The sequence below is a fragment of the Micavibrio aeruginosavorus genome, assembly GCF_051245535.1.
Lineage (GTDB): Bacteria > Pseudomonadota > Alphaproteobacteria > Micavibrionales > Micavibrionaceae > Micavibrio > Micavibrio aeruginosavorus_D.
Map to the genome: position 1 here is coordinate 1,811,904 of NZ_CP195303.1, position 23,386 is coordinate 1,835,289.

The 23,386-nt window shown below is 56.4% G+C and carries 21 protein-coding genes and 1 pseudogene; 16 read left to right on the forward strand and 6 right to left on the reverse strand.

All coding sequences use genetic code 11. From position 1 onward, the window contains the following. The first annotated feature begins 89 nt into the window (after positions 1-89). From rlmB to polA, 5 genes are all read left to right on the forward strand, one after another. Positions 90-1,658 carry a 23S rRNA (guanosine(2251)-2'-O)-methyltransferase RlmB gene (rlmB, locus tag ACSC94_RS08805; protein ID WP_435640466.1) on the forward strand — a complete coding sequence of 523 codons (1,569 nt, stop codon included), beginning with the start codon at positions 90-92 and terminating at the stop codon, positions 1,656-1,658. Between the two features lie 141 nt (positions 1,659-1,799). After that, complete coding sequence (locus ACSC94_RS08810) at positions 1,800-2,411, forward strand: glutathione S-transferase family protein (RefSeq protein WP_435640467.1); 612 nt, start codon at positions 1,800-1,802, stop codon at positions 2,409-2,411. 192 nt (positions 2,412-2,603) lie between these two features. Continuing rightward, complete coding sequence (locus ACSC94_RS08815) at positions 2,604-3,863, forward strand: MFS transporter (RefSeq protein ID WP_435640468.1); 1,260 nt, start codon at positions 2,604-2,606, stop codon at positions 3,861-3,863. Positions 3,864-4,315: 452 nt separating this feature from the next. After that, positions 4,316-5,797 (forward strand): TraB/GumN family protein, encoded by a 1,482-nt coding sequence (locus tag ACSC94_RS08820; protein ID WP_435640469.1) that lies wholly within the window; start codon positions 4,316-4,318, stop codon positions 5,795-5,797. A 54-nt stretch (positions 5,798-5,851) separates the two neighbouring features. Further along, positions 5,852-8,653, forward strand: coding sequence for a DNA polymerase I (gene polA, locus ACSC94_RS08825; protein WP_435640470.1), 2,802 nt, complete (start codon positions 5,852-5,854; stop codon positions 8,651-8,653). Positions 8,654-8,774: 121 nt separating this feature from the next. Here the strand turns inward: polA and ACSC94_RS08830 are convergent, their stop codons facing one another. Beyond that, on the reverse strand, positions 8,775-9,560 hold the full coding sequence (locus tag ACSC94_RS08830) for an ion transporter (protein ID WP_435640471.1): 786 nt from the start codon (positions 9,558-9,560) through the stop codon (positions 8,775-8,777). A gap of 17 nt (positions 9,561-9,577) precedes the next feature. Then, complete coding sequence (locus ACSC94_RS08835) at positions 9,578-10,348, reverse strand: DUF1223 domain-containing protein (protein ID WP_435640472.1); 771 nt, start codon at positions 10,346-10,348, stop codon at positions 9,578-9,580. 170 nt (positions 10,349-10,518) lie between these two features. Between ACSC94_RS08835 and ACSC94_RS08840 the strand changes: the two genes are divergently transcribed. From ACSC94_RS08840 to rplT, 5 genes and pseudogenes are all read left to right on the forward strand, one after another. Then, positions 10,519-11,076: a DUF4864 domain-containing protein gene (locus ACSC94_RS08840; protein ID WP_435640473.1), complete on the forward strand. Its 558-nt coding sequence runs from the start codon at positions 10,519-10,521 to the stop codon at positions 11,074-11,076. A 125-nt stretch (positions 11,077-11,201) separates the two neighbouring features. Then, positions 11,202-11,822, forward strand: coding sequence for a xanthine phosphoribosyltransferase (gpt, locus tag ACSC94_RS08845; protein ID WP_435640474.1), 621 nt, complete (start codon positions 11,202-11,204; stop codon positions 11,820-11,822). Positions 11,823-11,999: 177 nt separating this feature from the next. Beyond that, on the forward strand, positions 12,000-12,842 hold the full coding sequence (locus ACSC94_RS08850; protein WP_435640475.1) for an alpha/beta hydrolase: 843 nt from the start codon (positions 12,000-12,002) through the stop codon (positions 12,840-12,842). A 251-nt stretch (positions 12,843-13,093) separates the two neighbouring features. Beyond that, positions 13,094-13,285 (forward strand): annotated as a pseudogene (gene rpmI, locus ACSC94_RS08855) (50S ribosomal protein L35); the annotation flags it as partial. 71 nt (positions 13,286-13,356) lie between these two features. Next, complete coding sequence (rplT, locus tag ACSC94_RS08860) at positions 13,357-13,734, forward strand: 50S ribosomal protein L20 (RefSeq protein ID WP_435640476.1); 378 nt, start codon at positions 13,357-13,359, stop codon at positions 13,732-13,734. Positions 13,735-13,820: 86 nt separating this feature from the next. Here rplT and ACSC94_RS08865 read toward each other — a convergent pair whose 3' ends face one another. From ACSC94_RS08865 to ACSC94_RS08875, 3 genes are all read right to left on the reverse strand, one after another. Beyond that, positions 13,821-14,675, reverse strand: a complete 855-nt coding sequence (locus ACSC94_RS08865) for a hypothetical protein (RefSeq protein WP_435640477.1) — start codon at positions 14,673-14,675, stop codon at positions 13,821-13,823. Positions 14,676-14,742: 67 nt separating this feature from the next. Beyond that, the gene (locus ACSC94_RS08870) at positions 14,743-15,540 is read right to left on the reverse strand and encodes a hypothetical protein (RefSeq protein WP_435640478.1); all 798 of its coding nucleotides are present in this window, start codon (positions 15,538-15,540) and stop codon (positions 14,743-14,745) included. Then, a complete protein-coding gene (locus ACSC94_RS08875; RefSeq protein ID WP_435640479.1) occupies positions 15,537-16,310 on the reverse strand; it encodes a hypothetical protein in 774 nt (257 codons plus the stop codon). Before ACSC94_RS08875 ends, ACSC94_RS08870 begins: the two co-directional genes overlap by 4 nt. Before the next feature lie 273 nt (positions 16,311-16,583). On the opposite strand from ACSC94_RS08875, the gene ACSC94_RS08880 reads away from it, so the two are divergent. From ACSC94_RS08880 to ACSC94_RS08895, 4 genes are all read left to right on the forward strand, one after another. Then, a complete protein-coding gene (locus ACSC94_RS08880; RefSeq protein ID WP_435640480.1) occupies positions 16,584-17,642 on the forward strand; it encodes a hypothetical protein in 1,059 nt (352 codons plus the stop codon). Between the two features lie 96 nt (positions 17,643-17,738). Then, entirely contained in the window at positions 17,739-18,830 is a 1,092-nt protein-coding gene (pheS, locus tag ACSC94_RS08885; RefSeq protein ID WP_435640481.1) for a phenylalanine--tRNA ligase subunit alpha, read from the forward strand. A gap of 5 nt (positions 18,831-18,835) precedes the next feature. Further along, positions 18,836-19,147: a hypothetical protein gene (locus tag ACSC94_RS08890; RefSeq protein WP_435640482.1), complete on the forward strand. Its 312-nt coding sequence runs from the start codon at positions 18,836-18,838 to the stop codon at positions 19,145-19,147. Between the two features lie 47 nt (positions 19,148-19,194). Continuing rightward, positions 19,195-19,641 (forward strand): N-acetyltransferase family protein, encoded by a 447-nt coding sequence (locus tag ACSC94_RS08895; protein WP_435640483.1) that lies wholly within the window; start codon positions 19,195-19,197, stop codon positions 19,639-19,641. A gap of 15 nt (positions 19,642-19,656) precedes the next feature. On the opposite strand, the gene ACSC94_RS08900 is transcribed toward ACSC94_RS08895, so the two are convergent. Then, positions 19,657-20,700 (reverse strand): peptidoglycan-binding domain-containing protein, encoded by a 1,044-nt coding sequence (locus ACSC94_RS08900; RefSeq protein WP_435640484.1) that lies wholly within the window; start codon positions 20,698-20,700, stop codon positions 19,657-19,659. 145 nt (positions 20,701-20,845) lie between these two features. On the opposite strand from ACSC94_RS08900, the gene ACSC94_RS08905 reads away from it, so the two are divergent. Both ACSC94_RS08905 and ACSC94_RS08910 read left to right on the forward strand, forming a co-directional pair. Next, positions 20,846-21,940 carry a hypothetical protein gene (locus ACSC94_RS08905; protein WP_435640485.1) on the forward strand — a complete coding sequence of 365 codons (1,095 nt, stop codon included), beginning with the start codon at positions 20,846-20,848 and terminating at the stop codon, positions 21,938-21,940. 63 nt (positions 21,941-22,003) lie between these two features. Continuing rightward, the gene (locus ACSC94_RS08910) at positions 22,004-23,296 is read left to right on the forward strand and encodes a hypothetical protein (RefSeq protein ID WP_435640486.1); all 1,293 of its coding nucleotides are present in this window, start codon (positions 22,004-22,006) and stop codon (positions 23,294-23,296) included. Positions 23,297-23,386 lie beyond the last annotated feature (90 nt).

Below are 23,386 nucleotides of genomic sequence, written 5' to 3' on the forward strand. Positions count from 1 at the left end.
GCTGGGGAAAGAAAAAGGTTTTTGCATTTTCTGTCAAGACATGATTTATGAGGCCACCCGTAAAATACAGAGAAAAAGTGAAAAAACTCATGGCACCCAGAGAAAACCCACCCGGCCGCGGTCCCCGTTCAGGAAAAGGACCCACAGATCGATCCACAGGACGATCCACAGGCGGCCGCCCCGGTGGTCGTGATGGGGGCTTTAAGCCGCGCCGTGAAGGCAGTTTCGATAAACCACGTCGCGAAGGCGGCTTCGACCGCCCCCGCTCCGACCGCCCGTATGGCGATCGTCCGCAACGTGAAGGCGGTTTCGACAAACCGCGCCGTGAGGGTGGATTTGATCGCCCCCGCCGTGAAGGCGGCTTTGATAGACCGCGCGATGATCGTCCGCGTTCCGACCGCCCGTATGGCGATCGCCCGCGTCGTGAGGGTGGCTTTGACAAGCCCCGCCGCGAAGGTGGTTTTGATAAACCACGGCGCGAAGGCGGCTTTGATCGTCCGCGCGATGATCGTCCGCGTTCCGACCGCCCGTATGGCGATCGCCCCCGCCGTGAAGGTGGTTTTGATAAACCCCGCCGCGAAGGCGGCTTTGACAAATCGCGTCGCGAAGGTGGCTTCGATCGTCCGCGTTCCGATCGCCCCTATGGTGATCGCCCGCAACGCGAAGGTGGATTTGATCGCCCCCGCCGTGAAGGCGGCTTTGATCGTCCGCGCTCTGACCGCCCGTATGGTGATCGTCCGCAGCGCGAAGGTGGCTTTGACCGCCCGCAACGCGATGGTGGTTTCGAACGCAAACCGCGCCGTGATGACCGTCATGAAGGCCGCGCCCCGTTCAAGGGCCGTGGTGAAGAGGTCGAAACCACGGACACAGCCGCCGAACAACCCAAACGTGATCAAATGCGCCTGAAGGCTGGCGGCCGTCCGAGCCACCGCCCGAACCTGTATGGCATGCACGCCGTCCGCGCCGCATGGTTGAACCCGAACCGCAACATCCATGCTTTGTATTTGAGCGAAGCGGCGATGGAAACATTCGCCCCGGTTCTGGAAGAAGCCACGAAAGCGGGCCTGACCCGTCCGGAACCGCTGGCCGTCAGCAAGGATGACATGGACCGCCTGTTCCCGCCGGGTGCCGTGCACCAAGGCATTGCCTTGGCCTGCGGCCAGTTGGAAGATGTGTCGATCGAAGACATCATCATCAGCGGCCAGACCAAAGCGCGTAGCGTTGTTGTTCTGCTGGATCAAGTGACCGACCCGCATAACGTTGGTGCGATCCTGCGTTCGGCATCGGCCTTTGGCGCGACGGGCGTCGTGATGCAGAAAATGCACGCGCCGGAATTGATCGGCGTGCTGGCCAAAACGGCGTGCGGCGCGGCGGATCATCTGGCTGTGGCCTATGAAACCAACCTGTCCCGGACGCTGGAAAAGCTGAAGGAAGACGGATACGTGACCATTGGCATGGACGAGCGTGGCGAAAAAACCATCGCCGAACTGGACCGCCCGGAGAAATGCGTGATCGTTCTGGGCGCCGAAGGCCCGGGCATGCGCCGTCTGGTGCGTGAAAATTGTGACGTGCTGGTCCGCCTGCCGACACATGAACCGATTGCCAGCCTGAACGTGTCCAACGCGGCGGCTGTGGCCCTGTATGCCATGCTGGCTTAAACCCGCATCAAAACCCGAACTTTTAAAAACCCTTCCGGGCCACCCGGGAGGGTTTTTTGCATACACGCCAACCTGAGCCCTTGAATGCCCCCCGCAATGGCCTAGTTTGAGAGCGGTCCATACGCAACAAGAGGAAACATTATGTCCTATACACTTTACTACAAGCCGGGTGCCTGCTCGATGGCGATGCACGTTATCCTGAACGAACTGAACGTGCCGTTCGAGGCCGTGAAGCAGGATGATTTGAAAGCGCCGGATTTCCTGAAACTCAACCCGCGCGGTCAGGTGCCTTTGTTGATCGTGGACGGCGAACCGGTGAAAGAAGGCGCAGCCATCATCACCTATCTGCTCGACACCCACGCCAATGACCTGATGCCCACATCCGGCATTGCCCGGGCCAAGGCGCTGGAATGGCTGATGTGGTGCAATTCATCCCTGCACCCGGCCTGCAGCCGGATGTTCTGGCTGAACAAGCAAACGCTGGATGAGGCGACGAAGGCCCAATTGGCCCCGTTGTTTATTGCCGGCATCCAAGCCCTGTGGGATGAAGCCGATGCCCGTCTGGCCACCACGAAATATCTGGCGGGTGATGCCGTCACCGCCGCCGATATTTTGTTGTCCGTCATCGCCAACTGGGGCCTGCCGGTCACGTTGGGTGCCAACGTGAAACGCGTATTGAAAGACGTAAGCGCGCGCCCGGCCTATCAAAAAACACTGGCCGCCGAACAAATTGAATACAAAGCCGCCGCGTAACATCGGCACAGCCTTTAAAAAAGCCGCCCCTTCACCGGGCGGCTTTTTTCATGCGCATCTGCAACACAAGGGGGCAATTGCCCTTTGCGCCATGCTCACGTACCCTTTTGCCCGGCATTATAAACACGGTCATTCCCGCGCACGCGGAAATCCAGAAGACCGGGATGACAAGAATGGGAGCATCGAAAAACCATGGGTGAATTATGGACCAACTTGAAAAGCGACCGCATGCTGGCGCTGGCGATTTTTGTCGCGGCACTTGGGTATTTTGTCGATGTGTATGATCTGGTCTTGTTCAGCGTGCTGCGTGTTTCCAGCCTGAAAGACCTCGGCTTGTCCGGCGAGGCCCTCACCGACAGTGGCGCGTTGCTGCTCAACATGCAATTGATCGGGTTTTTGATTGGTGGATTGATCTGGGGCGTCATGGGCGACCGCGTGGGCCGGAAGCAGGTGTTGTTCGGGTCCATCCTGCTCTATTCCCTCGCCAACATTGCCAATGCGTTTGTCACCGACATTCCGCAATATGCGCTGTGCCGCCTGCTGGCCGGGATTGGCTTGGCCGGGGAAATTGGCGCGGGCATTACGTTGGTTAGTGAAATGATGCCGCGCCATTTGCGCGGATACGGCACCACCATCGTCGCCACGGTGGGCGTGATGGGCGGCGTGGCCGCCGGGTTCACCGGACATATGTTGCCGTGGGAGACCGCCTATATCGTCGGCGGGGTGATGGGGCTGGCGCTCCTCCTGCTGCGCGTATCATTGTCCGATTCCAAAATGTTCAAGACCGTGCGCGATGATGACACGATCAAGCGCGGCGATTTGAAAATGCTCCTCACCTCTGCCAGCCGGATGAAACGCTATATCGCCTGCATCCTGGTCGGCACGCCGCCATGGTTCGTGGTGGCGGTGTTGATTACGTTCGCGCCGGAAATTGGCGCGGCGATGAATGTGACGGGGCCACTGTCGGTCGCGACCGCTTTGCCGCTGTGTTATCTGGGCCTGACCATCGGGGACGGGGTCAGCGGAATTTTGAGCCAGCGCCTGCACAGCCGGAAAAAAGTTATCGGCCTGTTCATGGGGCTGGGCACGATCCTGACCATCATCTTCCTGAATTTGAACGGCATCAGCCCAACCACCTACTACGCCTTCTGTTTCGCGATCGGGTTTTCGATGGGGTTCTGGGTGTTGATGCTGACATCGGCGGCCGAACAATTCGGCACCAATCTGCGCGCCACGGTGGCGACATCGGTGCCCAATTTCGTGCGCGGCACGGGGGCGCTGGTCATTTCCGCCTTCGTCATGCTGAAACCCGATCTGGGCGTGGTGAGCGCGGCCATGGTTGTGGGCCTGGCCACCTACGCCATCGCCGCCGCGGCCCTGCTGGGCATGCGGGAGACCTGCAACGTTGATCTGGATTTTGTGGAGGAAAGCACGGCCACCAAAACGGCATAAGAGCACGACACCTCACCCCAAAATTGCCGCTCCAGAATCGTCATCCCCACCCTAACCATTGTCATCCCCGCCCCAGCCCCCGTCATCCCCACCCCAACCACTGTCATTCCCGCCCCAGCCACTGTCATTCCCGCCCCAGCCACTGTCATTCCCGCCCCAGCCACTGTCATTCCCGCCCCAGCCACCGTCATCCCCGCCTTGTGCGGGGATCCGGAAAAGACCGGGATGATCTGCGCCTTTTGGCTCCCGGATCCCCGCACAAGGCGGGGATGACAAGGCGAGAGTTGATTATGTAAATATCTGAAATTGCAGTTTAACTTCGCTTTAACGCCTACGTTGTATAAAATAACCATACGTACGATTTTTAAGGGCTGGGGCTGTCCACCCCGGCCCTTCTCTTTTTCCTCTCCCCTGCGTCCCATCGCTTTTTTCAAGACCGGAGATTTTGTTTCATGCGTGGTTTCGGAATTCGTTGCCTGAGTATTGCCCTTTGCGCCCTGATCACCAGCGGCGCGGCCCATGCCAAGGACCCCGCCGAACATCTGTACAAACCCGACCCCGCATACCCACCGCAACCGGCCATGTTCGTTTTGCGCGATCATGATTCATCCGTTTATCTGTTTGGATCAGTCCACCTGTTACAAAAAGGAACAAAGTGGCGCACACCCTTGTTCAATGAATCACTTGCACACGCGGACACGCTCTGGCTGGAAGCCACGTTCCTCGACATGACAAATCCGGCCTTGCTGCGCGAATACTATAAATCTGGGTACGATATGCATGGCAACCTGACCAAGCGCATGACACCAGAGCAACGCAAAGATCTGGAAGATTTAATGTCTGATATTGGTATGCAAATGGCCGATATTGACCATTTGCAGCCATGGGCCGCCGCCGACGTGATCGAATCAGAATTTTATACCGCACGGGCAAACAACAAACACATCGAAACAGATCCCAATAAAAAATATAAGCGCCGGAAAATAATTCAGGGCGTCGAGATGATTTTAGAAAAAGGCGGACTGGGCATTCCGACAAAATCACTCGAACCCACCCGTGAAAATATGCTGAAACACTCGACTTTATCGGAATCCGATCAGATGGCCTATCTGATGAACACGGTGAACGATCTGCGTGGCGAAATATCCATTGAACAAGACAGCAAGATGGATCAGCTTTTCAAAGCCTGGGTCACGGGCGATTTAAATGACGTCCACACCAGCGGCAACAAAGATATGCAGGAAAAGACCCCTGGCCTGTACAACATGATGCTCACAACACGAAACCAACAAATGACCGATGCCATTATTCGTGAATTGAATGGCACAGGCACAGACTTCGTGGTCGTTGGTGCAGGGCATCTGGCCGGGCCGGACAGCGTTTTGCGCATGCTGGTGGAAAAAGGATATAAGCCAGAGCGGTTATACGACACGCATGAGCCAGAAATATCATCAACCAAGCGTAAATTCTTTGACCCGGGCTACAAGCAGGGAAAAATCTATCCGAAAAAACTGGATGTTTCGCTCCGCCCGTCAAAAGGTGACCGCGCAGATGAGGTCATTCTGCGCCTTAGCACTCCTTTAAATTACCAAATTTGCGGTGACATTTCCCCGCTCAATCACTGGGTCAAAGAGGAACAGGGCGCACTGACAATTTATGTCGGTCCTTATTACATTACACAATATCCAACAGCTAAAAACGATGATTGCGGAACACCCATCAAAGCGGCATCCCTAGATATACCGCTGGCGTTGGATGATTTGGTCGGCGACAAACCCCGCATTCTGCAAATGATGGCCCCCGGCCTCATGGACTCGTACAAGGTTACGTTAAGCGACAACACCTTGCTTTTTGAACCGATGGGTCCCTTGTCATTCTTTAAACCCCTGAACGGCCAAGATTTGCGATTGGATTTACAAAACCCCGCGCACTGATCAATCACGAATCTACGCTGGACTTGAACGCCACCTTGCGCCATTGTTTGCCCCATGGCACAGGCAAACGCACAAAACACAACCGATAATAACGAAATCTTTCTGGTGGACGGGTCCGGATATATTTTCCGGGCCTATTACGCCCTGCCCCAGAATTTGACCAACCCGCACGGTGTGCCCGTGGGGGCGGTGCTGGGGTTCGTCAATATGATGACGAAATTGCTGGCCGATATGCATGCGCCGTTTATCGCCGTGATCTTCGATGCCGCGCGCCAGAATTTCCGTTACGACATTTACCCGGAATACAAAGCCAACCGCGACGAAACACCGGAAGATTTAAAACCGCAATTCGGCCTGATCCGCGAAGCGACCAAAGCGTTCGGCATTCCCGCGTTGGAGATGGAGGGGTTTGAGGCCGACGATCTGATCGCCACCTATACCCGCATGGCGCGCGAACAGGGCAAAACCGTCACCATCGTCAGCAGCGACAAGGATTTGATGCAGCTTCTGGGCGATGGCGTGCGCATTTTCGACCCGATGAAGGCGAAATTCATGGGCCCCGAAGACGCGTTTGAAAAATTCGGCGTCACCCCGGACAAGGTGGTTGATGTGCAGTCACTGGCGGGCGATCCGTCCGACAACGTCCCCGGCGTGCCCGGCATCGGCATTAAAACCGCCGCGCAATTGATCAACGAATATGGGTCGCTGGATGAATTGCTGGCCCGTGCCGGCGATATCAAACAACCCAAGCGCCGCGAAGCCTTGATCGAGAATGCGGAGAAAGCCCGCATTTCGCGCCGTCTGGTGCAACTGGACGATCACGCCCCGGTTCCCGTCGCGTTCGAAGATATGCGCGCCCGCGATCTGGACAGCCCGTCACTGGCCGCGTTTTTGGCGGAACATGGATTTAAATCTGTGATTTCCCGGTTGGGGTTGAAGCACGACGCCCCGACGACACCCACACAAACCGCCAGCACCCAGACGACCGCCATTACCCCGATTGCCCGCCCATCTATGGGCGCGCCGATGGCGGACAATGTCTATACCCTGATCAACGATATCAAAACGCTGCAACACTGGGCGGAGCAGGCCCGCGCGGCGGGTATGCTGGCCATCGACACCGAAACCACCAACCTGACCCCGGCCATCGCTGATCTGGTCGGTATTTCCATGGCGATTGTGCCGGGGCAAGCGGCCTATATCCCCGTGGGGCACAAGGGCACGGTGGATTTGCTGGGCGGTGGCGACACCGTTATTCCGCAATTGCCGTTGAGCGACGTTGTCGCGGTGTTGAAGCCGTTGCTGGAAGATGAATCCGTCCTGAAAATCGGCCATAACATTAAATACGATCTGCAAATGTTTGCGGGCATCGGCATCAATGTCACGCCCGTCGATGACACGATGTTGCTGTCCTACGTTCTGGATGGCACCGAACATGGTCACGGGATGGATGAACTGTCTACCCTGATGCTGGGGCACGAGACGATTAAATATAACGATGTCGCCGGAACCGGAAAAAATCAGGTGACGTTCGATAAGGTGGACATTGCCAAAGCGCTGGATTATGCGGCGGAAGATGCCGATGTCACACTGCGCCTGCACCGCATTTTGAAGCCACGCCTGGCCCCGGAAAAAATGGTCGGCGTGTATGAAGATATCGAACGCGCCATTGTCCCCGTGATTGCCGAAATGGAATGGACGGGCATTAAGGTCGACACCACCGTTTTAAAACAGATGAGCCACGAATTCGGCATGAAGCTGGCCACGCTGGAAAGCGAAATCCACAAGCTGGCAGGCCACGAATTCAATGTGGCATCGCCGAAGCAATTGGGCGTGGTTTTGTTTGACGAAATGGGCTTACAGGGCGGCAGCAAGACAAAAACCGGCGATTGGTCCACCGCCGCCGATGTGCTGGAAGGCCTACAAGGCACCGAGATCATCGACAGGGTTCTGGAATGGCGCCAACTGGCCAAACTGAAATCCACCTATACCGACGCCCTGCAAAACGATATCAACCCGAAAACGGGCCGCGTGCATACGTCGTTTTCGCTGGCGGGCACCAATACGGGCCGCCTGTCATCGTCCGACCCGAATCTGCAGAACATTCCGATCCGCACCGAAGAAGGCCGCCGCATCCGTCAGGCATTCATCGCCGATGACGGTCACGTCTTGCTGTCCGTCGATTATTCTCAAGTGGAATTGCGTCTGGCCGCGGCGCTGGCCGATGTGAAGGCATTGAAACAAGCCTTCATCGACAATGTCGACATTCACGCGCTGACCGCATCGCAAGTGTTTGGCGTGCCGCTGGATCAGGTCACGCCGGAACTGCGTCGCTCCGCCAAGGCCGTCAATTTCGGCATCATCTATGGCATCAGCGGCTGGGGGCTCGCCAAGCAATTGGGCTGTGAACCCGGTGAAGCCAACGAATTCATCCGCAAATATCTGACCCGTTTCCGTGAAATTCAGGATTACATGGAATCGAAAAAGGACGAGGCCCGCCAAAACGGCTTTATCAAAACCGTGTATGGCCGCAAATGCGTGATCAACAATATCAACGCCAAAAACGGCGCATGGCGCGCCTTCGCCGAACGGCAAGCGATTAACGCCCCGTTGCAAGGCACCGCCGCCGACATCATGAAACTGGCCATGGCCAAAATGCCGGGTGCCTTGAAACAGGCCGGATTATCCGCGCGCATGTTGTTGCAAGTGCATGACGAATTGGTGTTCGAAGTGCCGGAAGGCGAAATCGAACAAACCGCCGCACTGGTCAAGCATGTGATGGAATCCGTGGCCGATGTGGGCGTGCCGCTCTCCGCCGAGGCGGGCTGGGGCAAAAACTGGGCCGCCGCGCATTAAACAGGAACAGCCACCTCATCGTCATCCCCGCCTTGTGCGGGGATCCGGGAGCCACAAGGCACAAATCATCCCGGTCTTTTCCGGATCCCCGCACAAGGCGGGGATGACGGCTTTTCTTTAATCAATCACGCGCTTTCAACATATCCTTTAATTCCGCAATATCGCCGCGCAGGGCATCAATATCATCCTGCCGCGCGATTTGGTGATGCTGTTCCGCGTCTTCTTCATCATGAATCATGTTCATGGCATCAACGATAATCCCGATAAACAGGTTCAGAACAGCAAACGTCGTCACCACGATAAAGCCGACGAAGAACACCCACGACCACGGATAATGCACCAAAGTCGGCGCGGCGATGTTTTCCGACCATCCCTCCAACGTCATCAATTGGAACAGGGTGTACATGGACGCACCGATAGACCCGAACAGATTTTCCAGCACCGGATCATCGGTATGACCGAAAATTTGTGTCGCCATGACCGCGGCGACATAAAACACCACCAGCAAAACCGCCAGAATGGACGCCATCCCCGGAATGGCCCGCAGCAAGGCCGACACCACCCGGCGCATTTGCGGCACGACGGAGATCAAACGGAACACCCGGAACACGCGAAACACCCGCAGGACCGAGAACATGGCAATCATCGGCAGCAATGAAATCGCCACCACGATAAAATCAAACACGTTCCAGCCATTGCGAAAGAACGACCCGCGCCACAAGACCAGCTTCATCGCCAATTCAACAACGAAAATACCAATGATGACCCGGTCAAGCATGTGCAGAAGCGGCCCGTGCGCCGCCATAATGGCATCATCCGTTTCCAGCCCCAGCATGACCGCATTGACCAGAATGACCGCGATAATAAAGCGGTTAAACACGCGGGAATTGACGATTGTTGCAAGCATGGGAAACCCTGTGAGACTTAACGCGAGAGATCTTCAATCCCGGCGGCGACGATGCGGGCCGTATCCGGGTCCTGTACGAACACAATAAACGCATCCGCATCCGGATCGGCCGGGGGCGTCACGCTCCACGCTGTCGCCGACCCATTCCAATCGCCCCCATTGATTAATTGACGAATCTGGTTGGTGTGCGGGGCCTTGGCATCATCCATCTGTTTTTTGACCAGCGCCATGCGCAGCATATACGGCTTCGCATCCGCTGCACGCATCATGGCGGGCAGGATGATATCGAACTGGCCCGCAACGGCCCCGGCCACAATATTCAACCGCGTCGCCGGGTTTTGTTGCGCGCCCTTCAACGCGACGGCCACATCCTGAATTTTATGGCCGGACATGTGCGACACGCCATTTAAAATCAGTTGCGGTGTATAACGCGGGCCGGTTTTGATCCGGTCCATATAAAAATCCTGCCGCGCGGTGCAGAAGGGACGCGCCAGCGGATCGGTTCCAGTCGAAAAATAATCCACGGAACAGGTGAACCCCATCACGCCATCCTGCCCCAACAGGTCCCGGAAATTGCGTTCGGCTTCCGGGCAAAACGGACATTGTTCGGATGTGAACAATTCCAGAAAAACGATGCCATGCCCCATGCGATCGGGCACATCTTCGGCCACAACTTCGACCGCCGGAACGGCGGGCACCACCGGTTCCGCACGTGCAGATGTATGCGCAAGCCCGTAAAAACACAGGCAAATCAAAGCCGTTAAAAGATAGTTAATGTGTCTGGGCATAGAATGGAACTGTATCCCGCCTGCAGGTCATGATGTTTTGGGCCATTGCTGTTTGATCATCGTATTCGATCACACTATGACCCGCGCGAGGCGGAAAAACAATCCGCCGAAAAGAGAATATGGCCGACCACACTCTTTAATTAAAGGCCGTTCTCTGTGGAGCATGTGCAATGTGGCACCCTAAAACCCCGATTCACATATTCCGTTGCTTCCTGATTGCGACCGCAACGGTGGTCAGCCTGTTTCTGGCCATGGACAGCGATGCCGCCAGCCGCCCATTGATCGGCCCGCCGCACGCAACCACAACACACCTGCATCGCACCGCGCTGATCGCACCGCCGCGTTACAGCCCGGATCGCACGCCCGACGATGCCACGATTCAAACCACAATTGAAACCGCGCTGAACGCCATTCGGACGCGCAATGTCGTGCAATGTTCCACCAATCTGACACGCGATTTTCGTGACCAGCTCGGCGGGCAGAACTCAACGCACCCGACCCGTCTTCTGGGCCATATCCGCATGGAATACTGGCCCGTTTATAACCATCGCGCTGTGGCCCTGATGGACCGCGATGTCCTGTCCGGCGGCATCGTGTTGCAACAGGTGCGCATGGTGGGCCGGGACAATAAACCCTTCACCGCCATTATCCGCCTGAAGGCGCAAGTGGACGGCGCATGGCTGATCGACGGCATCACCATACTGGACCGCAAGGGCCCCGCCGCCTGAAACCCGGCCCAGCCCGCCAACCAGCCAGCCGACCATAGGGTAAAAGCCTGTTTTTTTCGCGGCGAATGGGGTAAAACGGAGATCCGTTGAATCACCCCGCACCCAACAGGACTTAAGAAGACATTATGGCCAGCGCAACCAAAGCGAAGAAAACCCCCGCAAAAAAGCCCGCTCCCCAAAAATCAGCCCCGAAAAAATCAGTGCCAAAAAAATCCGCGCCCAAAAAGAGCGCCGTTAAAAAAAGCACGAAGAAAGCCACCGCCCCGGCACACCGCGATTTGTTTATTTCATGGGATCGTTTCCACGAAGATTCCAAGGCCTTGGCGTGGCGTTTGGATATGCCGAAAAAATGGGTTGGCATTATTGCCATTACACGCGGCGGATTGGTTCCGGCCTGTATCGTTGCGCGTGAACTGGATGTGCGTTTGGTCGAAACGCTGGGTATTTCCAGCTATGACCACACCAACCAGCGCAAGGCCGATGTTCTGAAGCTGCCGCAAGGTGTGGGTACGGGCAAAGGCTGGCTGGTCATCGATGATCTGGTCGATAGCGGCAACACCTTCAAAATCGCCCGCAACATGCTGCCCGATGCGCATTTCGCCGCTGTCTATGCCAAGCCAAAGGGCAAGCCCACCTGTGACACATACGTCACGGAAATCAGCCAAGACACATGGCTGCACTTCCCGTGGGATTTGACCATGCAATACAGCGCCCCGATCGCTGAACAAAAAACCCGCCGCGCATAAAGGGCTCTCACGTGTCATCCCCGCCAAATGGAGATCTGCACCGCAGATCGAAATGCGTGCGGGGATCTGGTACAATAACGGGCGGCGCAAGCGCCGCACATATCTCCCGGATCCCCGTCCTGCGCACCGCCTTACGGCGTTGCGCGCCGGGGATGACACTCAGATGAAGCATCTAAAATGACCGAACCATTTCAAATTCCGATCGGAAAGCAGGACTGGGTCACCGCGATCCATGACCCGGCGAAAACAAAGACGCCGTCCGATCTTTTGGTCATTCTGGTCCACGGGTTCCCCGGTGACCGCAAAAATTTCGGTGACGTGCTGGGAAACCTAAGCACGCAACTCAATGCCCAAGGCTATGACAGTTTGCGGTTCGAATTCCGCGGGTGCGGTGACAGCAGCAAGCGATCACAATTCTTCACACTGGAAACCGCGTTCGAGGACATGCTGTCCATTTTGAAATGGGCGCGGGACAACATGAAATTCACCCGCATCGTGATTGTGGCCGAGGGGTTGGGCGCGCTCAACACCCTCACCGCGCTGACCGACGCGTGGCGCGATCACGTCGCGGGGCTGGTGTTCCTGTGGCCGATCTTTGACCCGGGCAAAAGCTGGCTCGCCCCGCTCACCGAACAAATCGCCATGGCGGAAATTGCGGGCCTCGACCATGTCGCGGTGGAGAATGCCGAGCTGGGCCTGCCCTTCCTGCGACAGGTGCGCGATTACAAATTGCAAAAATTGCTGAGCCGCATCGCCGCGCCGACGCAAATCCATTACGGCGAATCCGACCTCTGGTCCGACCCGGCCAAAATTCCGGGGGTTCAGAACGCGCAGGTCGATCTGGTCCAGGCCGCCTTTCGCGCCGGAACAGCGGGCAGCAAAGCGGGCGACAAAACTGCCGGACGGCTGGAGATCACCGGCTACGCCGACGGGGATCAGGGTTTGAAAACCACCCACGCCAGAAACATTATGACAAAAGAAATCCTGGGATTCCTCAAATCCCTGACCCCGCCCGCCTAACCCCCATCCCCACTCTGTCATTCCCGCGCAGGCGGGAATCCAGGGGACCGGGATAGTTTTACGCCTGATGGCTCCGGATCCCCGCCTGCGCGGGGATGACGAAGGGAGAGGTTTGGTCAGAAAAACACCCTTTTTCCCTTGATTTTACCCACAGACCCCGTCTATATAGCCGTTCGTAACGCGAGGGCTGGCCCTGGAATTCGGCATGCCTTGCCCCCGCACGTTGTAACCCCCTGAAAAAGGAGAGGAAAATGCCGAAGATGAAGACCAAGAGCGGTGCGAAAAAACGTTTTCGCGTCACCGCCTCTGGCAAGGTTAAATTTAAACCTGCCAAAATGCGCCACATGCAAATGAACAAACCGAAACAGATGAAACGCAAAGCGCGTAAGATTCTGACGATGTTCAAAGCTGACGGTGTGAACACGCTGACATTCCACATGCCTTACAGCTTGAAAAAGCTGACTCGTGCTGTGCGTCCGAAGCGCAACCCGAAAAAAGCTGAGGGAGGTCAATAATGGCACGCGTTACCGCCGGACCGAACACAAAGTCCAAAAAGAAAAAGGTATTTGCCGCAACGAAAGGTCACTATGGCCGTCGTCGCAATTGCCTGAAAACAGCACGTCAATCGGCTGAAAAAGCTGGTCAGTATGCGTACCGCGACCGTCGTACAAAGAAACGCAATTTCCGCAGCCTGTGGATCATGCGTATCAACGCCGGTGCCCGCGAACATGGCATGACGTACTCCGTTTTCATGAACGGTTTGAAACTGGCTGGCATCGAGCTGGACCGCAAGGTTCTGGCCGACATCGCCGCCCTGGCTCCGGCCGATTTCGCAATCATCGCGAAACAGGTTGCTGATGCTCTGGAAAAAGCTGGTAAAAAAGCTGCTTAATCCTTAAGCGCTTTGATCGCATTAAAAAGCCCCGGAGAAATCCGGGGCTTTTTGTTTGTCTGCTGTGTCGCGTAAAAATCGCAACCTTAATTCAATCGTGGCACCGTTTCTCGTGGGACAACTTTTTGCGGGATATATTCCGCGCCATCCTCCGTCAATCGCGGCGCCGTTTCCAACAATGTGGTGTCCATATGAACTTCAACACGTTGGTTCATAGGGTACGGTTTGTGCGGTGGCTCCAACGCGGTATCGACCACAGACGCGGACATAAAGGCCGCCAGGGCGGCACCCGCCAAAGCCCCCAGACACGTGCCCTTTGCAAATTTCTTTCCATTGGACAGTCCAAACGACTTCACATCCTCGTGCATGGCATCTACGGCACCAAGGCCGTGCACACCTGTGATAACCGCACCCATAACGGCAGACAAGACGCCGATAGACCCGGGCAGTGTTGCACCAATCCCCATCAGCGCCGCGCTGAACCCAATGCCGCCCGCAAACAATCCCGCGTGTTTGGTGAAGACAGAGCCTATAGAGCTAACGCCCATCCCGACGATAGCCGGCGCCACCACAAGAGCAAAAGCACCCCCCCCAGCCAAAAATTCAGCCGACAGCCCGGAATACCCAGCCGCCGCCACCATGCCACAGGCCAACGCCGCACCAGAAGCAGAGGACAACAGCCCCCGTCGATAATCAGATGTTCCCGTTTTCACAGGCACAGATACAGCCGGTTGGGCCACGGTTTCTTCTGCCGATGGGGTTGGGGGCACCTGCACAATGATGTCATCAATAGCCATCAGCCCCGTGGTGGATTTACCCTGCTCTCCCACCTGCATAAAAATGGCATCGCCCATCGAAATCGTACTGAATTTATACGACGCATCCCCCGGCTTGTAGCCGCAGGACTGAGGAGGATTTGAAGAATTTTTGTGCATGGTCATGGTTATATTTCCCTTACAATTTTCCCACAGGATGCGCACCGAAAATAAATCGGCAACGCTTTTTCTATCATGATCGCGGAACCAGAAATTCGTTATGGATTTGCACGCGGCGCTTCAGCGTCTGAACTGAAAAATCACACTCCGCCGCTGCGGCACCCATCGGATGCGTCGCATCGCGCGCGGGCGTGCAAAATTCGGCCGCCGGATCGGAGAGCGCCACCGCCGTAAACGCGGAAAGGGCGGCCCCAGCCAGACAGCCCAATACGCCACCGGTCACCAACTTCCGTACACTGGAAATTCCGCTGGCTTCCGTGGACAGTCCCATTTGCATGCCCCCGAGCAGGGTCGTGACCGCCACGGTACCCGCGCCCGCAACCAACAGCACGCCGCCCAAGCCAGAAAAAGGCAAAAGCCCCACGCCCATACCAAAAGCGGATGCACACAGCCCCGTGCTCGCCAGCATGGTTTTTTTCGATGCGGGCGTTGGCAGTGAAGGCATGCATGACAACGCGCCAATAAGACCAAACGCCGGCAACAGCAGCGTCGCCATGGCCGCCGATCCACCCGCAATCATCAGGCCGCAGGTCAGCGCACTGGCCGCCGCCGTCGCCACAAAGCCACAGCGAAAATCGCGCGATTCCTTGATGGGTTCCGGCGGCAATGCCACCACTGATTTTTCCGCGGCACCAGGGTCCTGCACAATAATATCATCAAGGCTCATCAAGCCTTGTGCTTGCGCGCCCGTCACATCGGACTGCATCAGTAAAACGCCATCCTTTGAAATTGTGCTGAATCTATATCCCACATCCCCGGATTTGAAGCCGAGCGGACGGGAGAGATCAGATGGATCGTTTTTTAAATTCATGGCGATACCTTAGGCCGGGTAAAATATCGCGTTTCCAGATGCATGCCCCGTTTCAGACTTTCTGTAGACGACGCGCAGGACATTTCCGTAGTGGAGTTGCGATGGTAAGCGCAATATTCCATTTCCGGTTCCACGGGCGTTGATACCGCTGTAAACGCCGACATCGCCATGCCAGCCAGACAGCCCAGGGCCGTTCCCGCCGCCAGTTTGAAACCACCGGACGCACCGCGCTTCTTTACATCGGGTGGCATTGCCGCCGCACCGAGCGCCGTCGACACGGTCGCCGAAGCGCTCGCAACAATCATTATTCCGCCTGCTGCTGAATATCCCAGACCCGCGGCAAACACAGATGTGAGCAAGCCCACGCCAGCCGCGGCAAACACGCCGCTTTTGGATTGCGAGGCGGAATATCCTCCGTTTAGAACAGACATCATGCCAGCAAATGACAGGGCAAGACCCGTAAAATCCAGATCAAGGCCCGTGAAAAGAACACCGCAGGTCAACGCGCTGGCCGCCGTCGATCCCAGTAATCCGTTATAAAAATGACGCTTCCCGCTGCATGGCGTGGGCGAAGCATTCAAAACTGTTTGGCCCGGTGCCGTAACCGCCTGAACGATAATGTCGTCCACACTGGTCACCGGCACCACAGCCTTATCCGCCTGCACCAGAACCGTGTCATTCATGGACATGGTGCTGAGCTTATAACTGGACCCGCCCGGCATGAAGGCAAACGGATTGGCGGCAGGTTTGAAATCACGTTCGTTGGTCATGGCCGAACACCCCGGACAATAAATATGAAAATAGAGGTCCGTTAGACCACAACCCCCACCCACTCGTCAAACATTTTTCATATAATTAGACGGGGCTAATATCCTGCTTTTCCAGCCAAAGGCCGGGTTTTCGGGGCCCGCGCCTTATTTCCCTGTGAGACCACACAATTCCTGCCCCCTGCCCATCCTCGTCCAGATGCTCAAGGCCTTTTTCCTTGTCCCCGCCTATCCCACCTGTTACCGCTGAAAGAAAAGCAGGGAAGGGCTGGCCAAATGTGGCCGATGGATTCGTTTAAAAAAATGGGGCGCGTGCGCCGGGCGTTTGCCTATGCCGGATTGGGATGGATGGGGTTCAACCTGTCCGGGCCGTTGATCGTCGCACCCATTGGGGACCAGACGGATCATCTGGTGCAAACCCTTGATGCGCACAAAGACACATTACGCGATCTGGCCGGAAGCACCCTGACCATTTTATTCCCCGAACAGCGCGCCGCGAAATTATACGCCATCACGCAAACGAACCCCGACCTGCGCACCCTTCTGTCGGATGGAACCACGGGCTCTTACTATGAGTTCTTCGGCTTCCAGCCCGCACAATATCTGGTTGGCCCCAACAGTATGTTGAGTGTTGCCACGATGGGATTACGCGGGCCGTGGATTCAATGCACCGTCTTTACGCCGTCCGATCGGCTGACCATGGACACGATACGGGGCGCTCTTCTGCCTATTCACGCGCCGACAAAGATTGCATATTTCCCAGGCACATTGGCGGATTACCGTCGCCTGTTCCTGTATCACGAAGCGGTGCACTGCCGTGACGGACTGAAACACGGCGCGGAAACCGAATACAATGCCGATAAACAAAGCATGCGGGCCTATCTGGATGACGGCGGGAACCCAGAGGTGGTGCGATCCGTCATTTCCATGCGCATATTAAATGCGATGAACAACCATATCTTCTATCCCGACATCGACGATCAAAACGAAGAAGCGGTCGCCCTCAAGGAATACGTCATGGGGCCGACACTGGCGCATGATTTTCTGGGCGCTTCGCCACTGCCCTTGGACCGGGCCAGCCAAGCCCACCATGATGCCGCGCACGCTTTACGCACGTACGCCCAGAACAGGGGACAAGATGCCTTCGACATGATCGTTGCGCCCATGCGCCATGCCGCCATTCTGGATATTCTGTCCGACCCGAACGCAAGACTGAGCCCGGATGCCCGCATCGTGCTGGAGGCAAACCGGAAGGCGTATGAATTCTTCACCTCGCCGCGAACAGCCCCGGCCAAGACCGCGAAAACAGCCCCCACGCCGCACCCAAATACATAAAAACCGTCCGTTTCCGCACCGAACCCTTTGTTTTTTGCCGCCGGAATGGTAAAAACGGGACGTATTTTGACGTGATCCGGACCCTTTGACAGCGATATGACCGATATGACCAGCAATATTGCCACCCTGAAAACCGAATTGACCCAGATGGTGGAACAAGCCACCGATCTGGCCGCGCTGGACGCCGCGCGCGTGGCCGCGTTGGGGAAAAACGGACGCATCACCGCGCTGATGAAGAATCTGGGCACCATGACCCCGGATGAGCGCAAGGAAACCGGCGCGGCGCTGAACGTTCTGAAAGATGAAATCGCCGATCTGATCGCGCGGCAGGATGCCGCCCTGAAGAAACAGGCGATGGACCAGAAACTGTCCGCCGAAACCATCGACATCACTTTGTCCCCGCGCCCCGAGCGCAAGGGCCATATCCACCCGATCAGCCAGACGATGGACGAAATCGCCGCCATCTTTGCCGATATGGGATTCGTGATTAACGAAGGCCCGGACATCGAAGACGATTTCCACAATTTCACCGCCCTGAATTTCCCGCCCGGCCACCCGGCGCGCGAAATGCACGATACGTTCTATCTGCCCGATGATCCGGATGCAGCGGGCGAAGCCGCGAAGAAATTGCTGCGCACCCATACATCCACCGTGCAGGTACGCACGATGATGAAACAAAAACCGCCGATCCGCATGATCGTGATGGGCCGCACCTATCGCTCCGATTACGACATGACCCACACGCCGATGTTCCATCAATGCGAAGGTTTGGTGATCGATAAATCCACCAATATGGGCCATTTGAAGGGCTGCCTGCTGGATTTCGTGCGGGCGTATTTCAACATTGACGATCTGCCGCTGCGTTTCCGCCCCAGCTTCTTCCCGTTCACGGAACCGAGCGCGGAAGTGGACATTGGCTGTTCGCGCAAGGACGGCGGATTGAAAATTGGCGCGGGCGATAGCTGGCTGGAAATTGGCGGCTGTGGCATGGTGCATCCGAACGTGTTGAAAAATTGCGGCATTGATCCCGAAGAATATCAGGGCTTCGCCTTCGGCATGGGGATCGAGCGCATGGCGATGCTGAAATACGGCATTCCCGACCTGCGCACCTTCTTTGAAAGCGATGTGCGCTGGCTGGAGCATTACGGGTTCGACCCACTGAACCGCCCGAACCGCGCAACGGATTAAATTGCATGACCACAACACCGGCTTTGGAAGAATGGAACCACCAAATCATCATGCTCGCGCAGGCGATGATTGGGGCCATTTCTCCCAATTTCAGACAGGTGACCCTCTCACATGAAAAGAGTGAATGGGTTTTAGAATTTTATCTTGAAAACAATATTTCTGAAGATGTTGAAGAGATTGAGGACATTGCTTTCCAATATGAAGCGTATCAGGACTCGAACCTGAAATACCGATCAGAACTAACTGTGGGACACGGACCACTGCCCGAAAATTCAGTTACAAAACGTACCGTGTACCGACGAAAAGAAACCATATAATCCCCCTCCATTGCGCCCATGGCGCTTCACCCCTTAGAATAACCACCATGACCGCACCCATCATCGCACCACTGAATAAAGACGATTACGATGGATGGTTGCCGTTGTGGCAGGCGAATATGGAGGGCACGGTTACGCCCGACATTACCGCCAGTACATGGGCGCGCATTTGCGACCCGACATTCCCCGTTCATGGCCTGTGCGCCCGCCTTGAAAAAGGCGGACCAATCGTTGGCATCTGCCATTTCATCCTGCACCCGACGACGGGCAGTTTGAAATATGCCTGTTACATGCAGGATTTGTTCGTGGACCATTCCGCACGTCGCCGTGGCGTGGGCCGTGAACTGGTGATCCAACTGGCGGCATTGGGTCAAGCAGCAGGATGGGCGCGCCTGTACTGGCTGGCGGAACAGAAAAATGCCGCGGCACAATCATTGTACCGCGACATTGGAATCAAGTTGGATTTTTCACTGCACGTTCTGCCCCTCGGTTAGACGAAGCAAAAAGCGCTAGAGCCGCATATTCAAGCGAATACCACCAATATTCACACGGAAGCCGTTATTGCTGACCCCCACTTGCGGTGTGTTGATGCGGAAATCACCATTGCTGTTGGCGTTGTAACCCGGCCCGTTGACGCGGATGCCGTTGTTATACGCGCCCCCATGGGACGCGCTGTGGTTAAAGCTGGGGCTGGCGCTCCCGCGGTCGTAATTGCGGACTGAATCCTGATTCATCGCCGGAGCGGCCGGTGCCGGCTCAGCAGCAAACACGCCGTCATTCATCGCTGGTTCAGACGGGGCCGCAGACACAGCCGGGGCCACATTCGTCACATCCACCATCGGCGGTGTGCTTTGCGCCGGAATTTCATAGGAACTGCCCGCATCGACCACAGGCGGTGGCGGCGCGGCAGGCGGTAATTCAACAGACGGCGGAGCCGCAGATGGACCAGAGGCCACTTGTTGTTGCGGCTGAATATCCGGCGTTGGCGGCATCAATCCCACTTGATCCAGCAACGCGCCTTGCGTCAATGGACCGACAACGCCGTCCACTTTCAATTCCGCCCCATGGGCATTCAACACATGTTGAATGGCGCGGGCATCATTCACATCCATCTGCCCATTCGCGCCATCGCGCAGGGCCGTGGCCATATTGGCAATCACTTTCGGATCGCTTTGCACCTGTTCGCGCATATGGGCCATGACATCATTCATGCTGGCCCCATCGGCGATATTATGCTGGGCGCGATACGCATCCAGTGCGGCGGTGGTTTTCGGGCCCATGTCATTATCAACCGGGCCGGTATCAAACCCCATCATGCGCATCAAACCCTGCGCTTCGCCGACATTAAAAGATTCTGTTTGCTGAGCCGCCGCCGGAGCCGAAACCGGGGCCGCAGCAGGCTGGGATAAAGACGCGTGCGGCGCGCCTTCGACCTGCGGCACATCCGGGTCCGGGGCCATGCCCTGCTCCGCGCGCCAACGGGCCATCTGCAGAGCCGCTATCTCATTGATATCGGCAAGCATTTGCTCATCTGGTTTGTTTGGATCGGCCATTCCTACCCCCGCATTCCTACGTAGCCTGTGCTCACACGGTAGCGGAAAGGCTTTAATTTTCCGTAAAGTATTTTCCAAATAAAGCCTTGTTTAACGATTTTTGCATAAGATCGGGGCAGATCAAGCGGGGGCAAGAACGGGGTTTATGGCGTCCATCACAACAGACAAACAGACAGCAGCGACCGCCCCGGCGCATCTTTATGCCCCGGTGGAAACGCGCACCTATCTGCAAAATATCGGCATTAACCCCGAATCCCTGCCCCGTCTGGCGGGCATGGATGTGTTGCTGGTCGATGGGACGATCGTGAACAGGGATATGGCCGACCCCGGTACATCCGAACTGGCCGACAACGCCCCAAAGAATTATCGCGCCCGGGCCATGGATCTGGAGGGGGCCCCGGCCCCGCTGAACAATTATTCCATGCGCTATGTTCTGGCGCTGGAAGAGTCGATTCAAAACCCATCCCCCGCCGCGGGCAGCGTCGAACACGACAATAATCCAGACAATAAAATCTGCATCATCGCCTTGCCGGAAAATCATCTCTCCGCCCGCACGGCGGTTGGGTTTTTATCCGGCGTCCCGGAATCATTATTGCCGGATAAAATTCCAGGTAATGATGGCGACTGGATGAAAATGATTTTGGCCCATGAAATCGACCATTGCATCAACACGGACGGCACAAATTTTCAACGTGAAGTCAGCGCTGATAAGGCCGCATTGCGCCAGTTACAGGCCGAATTTCAAAATTCCGCTACCCCCGAAATCCGCACCGAAATGGGCCGGATGTTTGAACAAAGCCGCGCCCTTGGCACCTTCACAAAATTTAATACCGACCATTCCACCGGCGCGTTCATCGACCACACCGCCGCCGACCATACCCAGCACGATCATTTCGCCATGAATGTGCCATATGATGTCGAGATTCCAGCCAAAGCCATTGTGAGCAAGGTGGTTGATCATTATGCGGCGGCCTCCGGCGAAACACGAAGCGAGGCGCAAAACCATCTCGCTGAAACGCCGGGGCTGTTTTACAACACGCTGAAACAACTGAACCATCAGGGCGCGTTTAAAGAAGGCGACACACAACAGGCCATTGCCACCGAATACCTGAAAGCCGCCGAAGAATTTTCGCCGCGTTATTACGAAAGCCTGCAAAAAGCCGCCGCGCAAATGCCCGATGCCACGCCCAACGCACCAGACCCACAAAAACCCGCCATCACGCCAGGAATGGGGGCATAGATTAGCAAGCTCACCCCCATCACATCACCGGACGGACACCGTTTACTGGCCACGCCGGAAACGTTGGCGGCGTTGGAGGGTATTGCGGAGCATCTGCCGGATGTGGCCGGTGGCAATATCATTATTATCACGCAAGACGATATCAAAACCGCCCCTGAAAACATGACAATGCAAGACGGATTAAACAGCGCACAGATGTATGCGCGCGGCATTCAGGCGCTGATGACCGATGAGGGATTGAAACTGGCCGATTCAGCCGGCGACTTCCCCGAGACCGAATATTTCGACGCCTTGGGCGGTGCGATGGATCACGACGGAAATTACGGCGCGGTTTCCTTTCCCTTTGAAAAGGACGGTGAGAAATATCATATCCTTCTCGCTCCGCAATTGCCTGTGCCTTTGGACGTTTACTACAACCTGTCGGAAAGTGGGTCGATTTTATCCGGGCCCGCCGAGATGGACCAGAAAAGCGCCACCGCCATGGTTCTGTCGCATGAGGCCGGACATATCTATTCCTACAACCAAGGGCGATTGAGCAATATCACGCTGGAGGGTGAAGTACAGGCCGACCAGCAGGGATTTTACGGGTACGATTTGATGCGGGATCGCGGGTTGGACATTCACCCCGATGGCGTTGCGATTACGCAGGCCCTGCGCGATATTGCCGTTATCAATACATTGCAGGATGATTTCAGACACGCGGCCAAACCCGCGCTGGAACTGCATGATCACGACACGGGCTTGCTGGCCGCTGGCGACCATACCAGCACCGCCAGCTTTCATGATCACGCCGAAGCCATCGATAATTTCTTCCGCCAAACCAACGCCATGATCGGGGCCAGTTATCAGGGCACCTATGCCGCGATCCTGAGTGACCCCAGTATGCGCAGCGATGAACGCAAAGATTTAAAAGACGACAAGGCCCTGATGGTCGCCACCTATCACCCCTATGATCCAGATATTGAAACCGCCCTCGCCCTGCGACACGCGGAGCAAAACCACCCGGCGGCGGATTCACCCAGATCATTCAGCCACGCCGATAATGTCCATCTGGGGTCCGAAATCGGGGGCAATTACCCCGAAACACAATATGCCTTCGCCCGCGCCATGCGTGAAAGCGGCCTGTACGACCATGACCCGTTGCAGAAGGCCTATGCCGATCGGTATCTGGCCGCGTTTGAAAAACTGAACCCGGAACAGGCCACAGAAGGGGCCGCCATGGCCGCACAATTGGGACAGGCGATGAAGGACCATCAGGCCACCCTGAACGCCGAGGCCCCCGCCCCCATCGAACAGGCAAACAACCGCCCGCACGCCACACCGATCACCGCCCCGTCCTCGCCCGGCGGGCTATAGCCCCTTAAAATCCCCTGTTTTCAGCACTTTGCCCTTCCCCCCCGGCGTCATTTTTTCTATAAACAAGGGGTCAAAATGACCTGCGCTGGA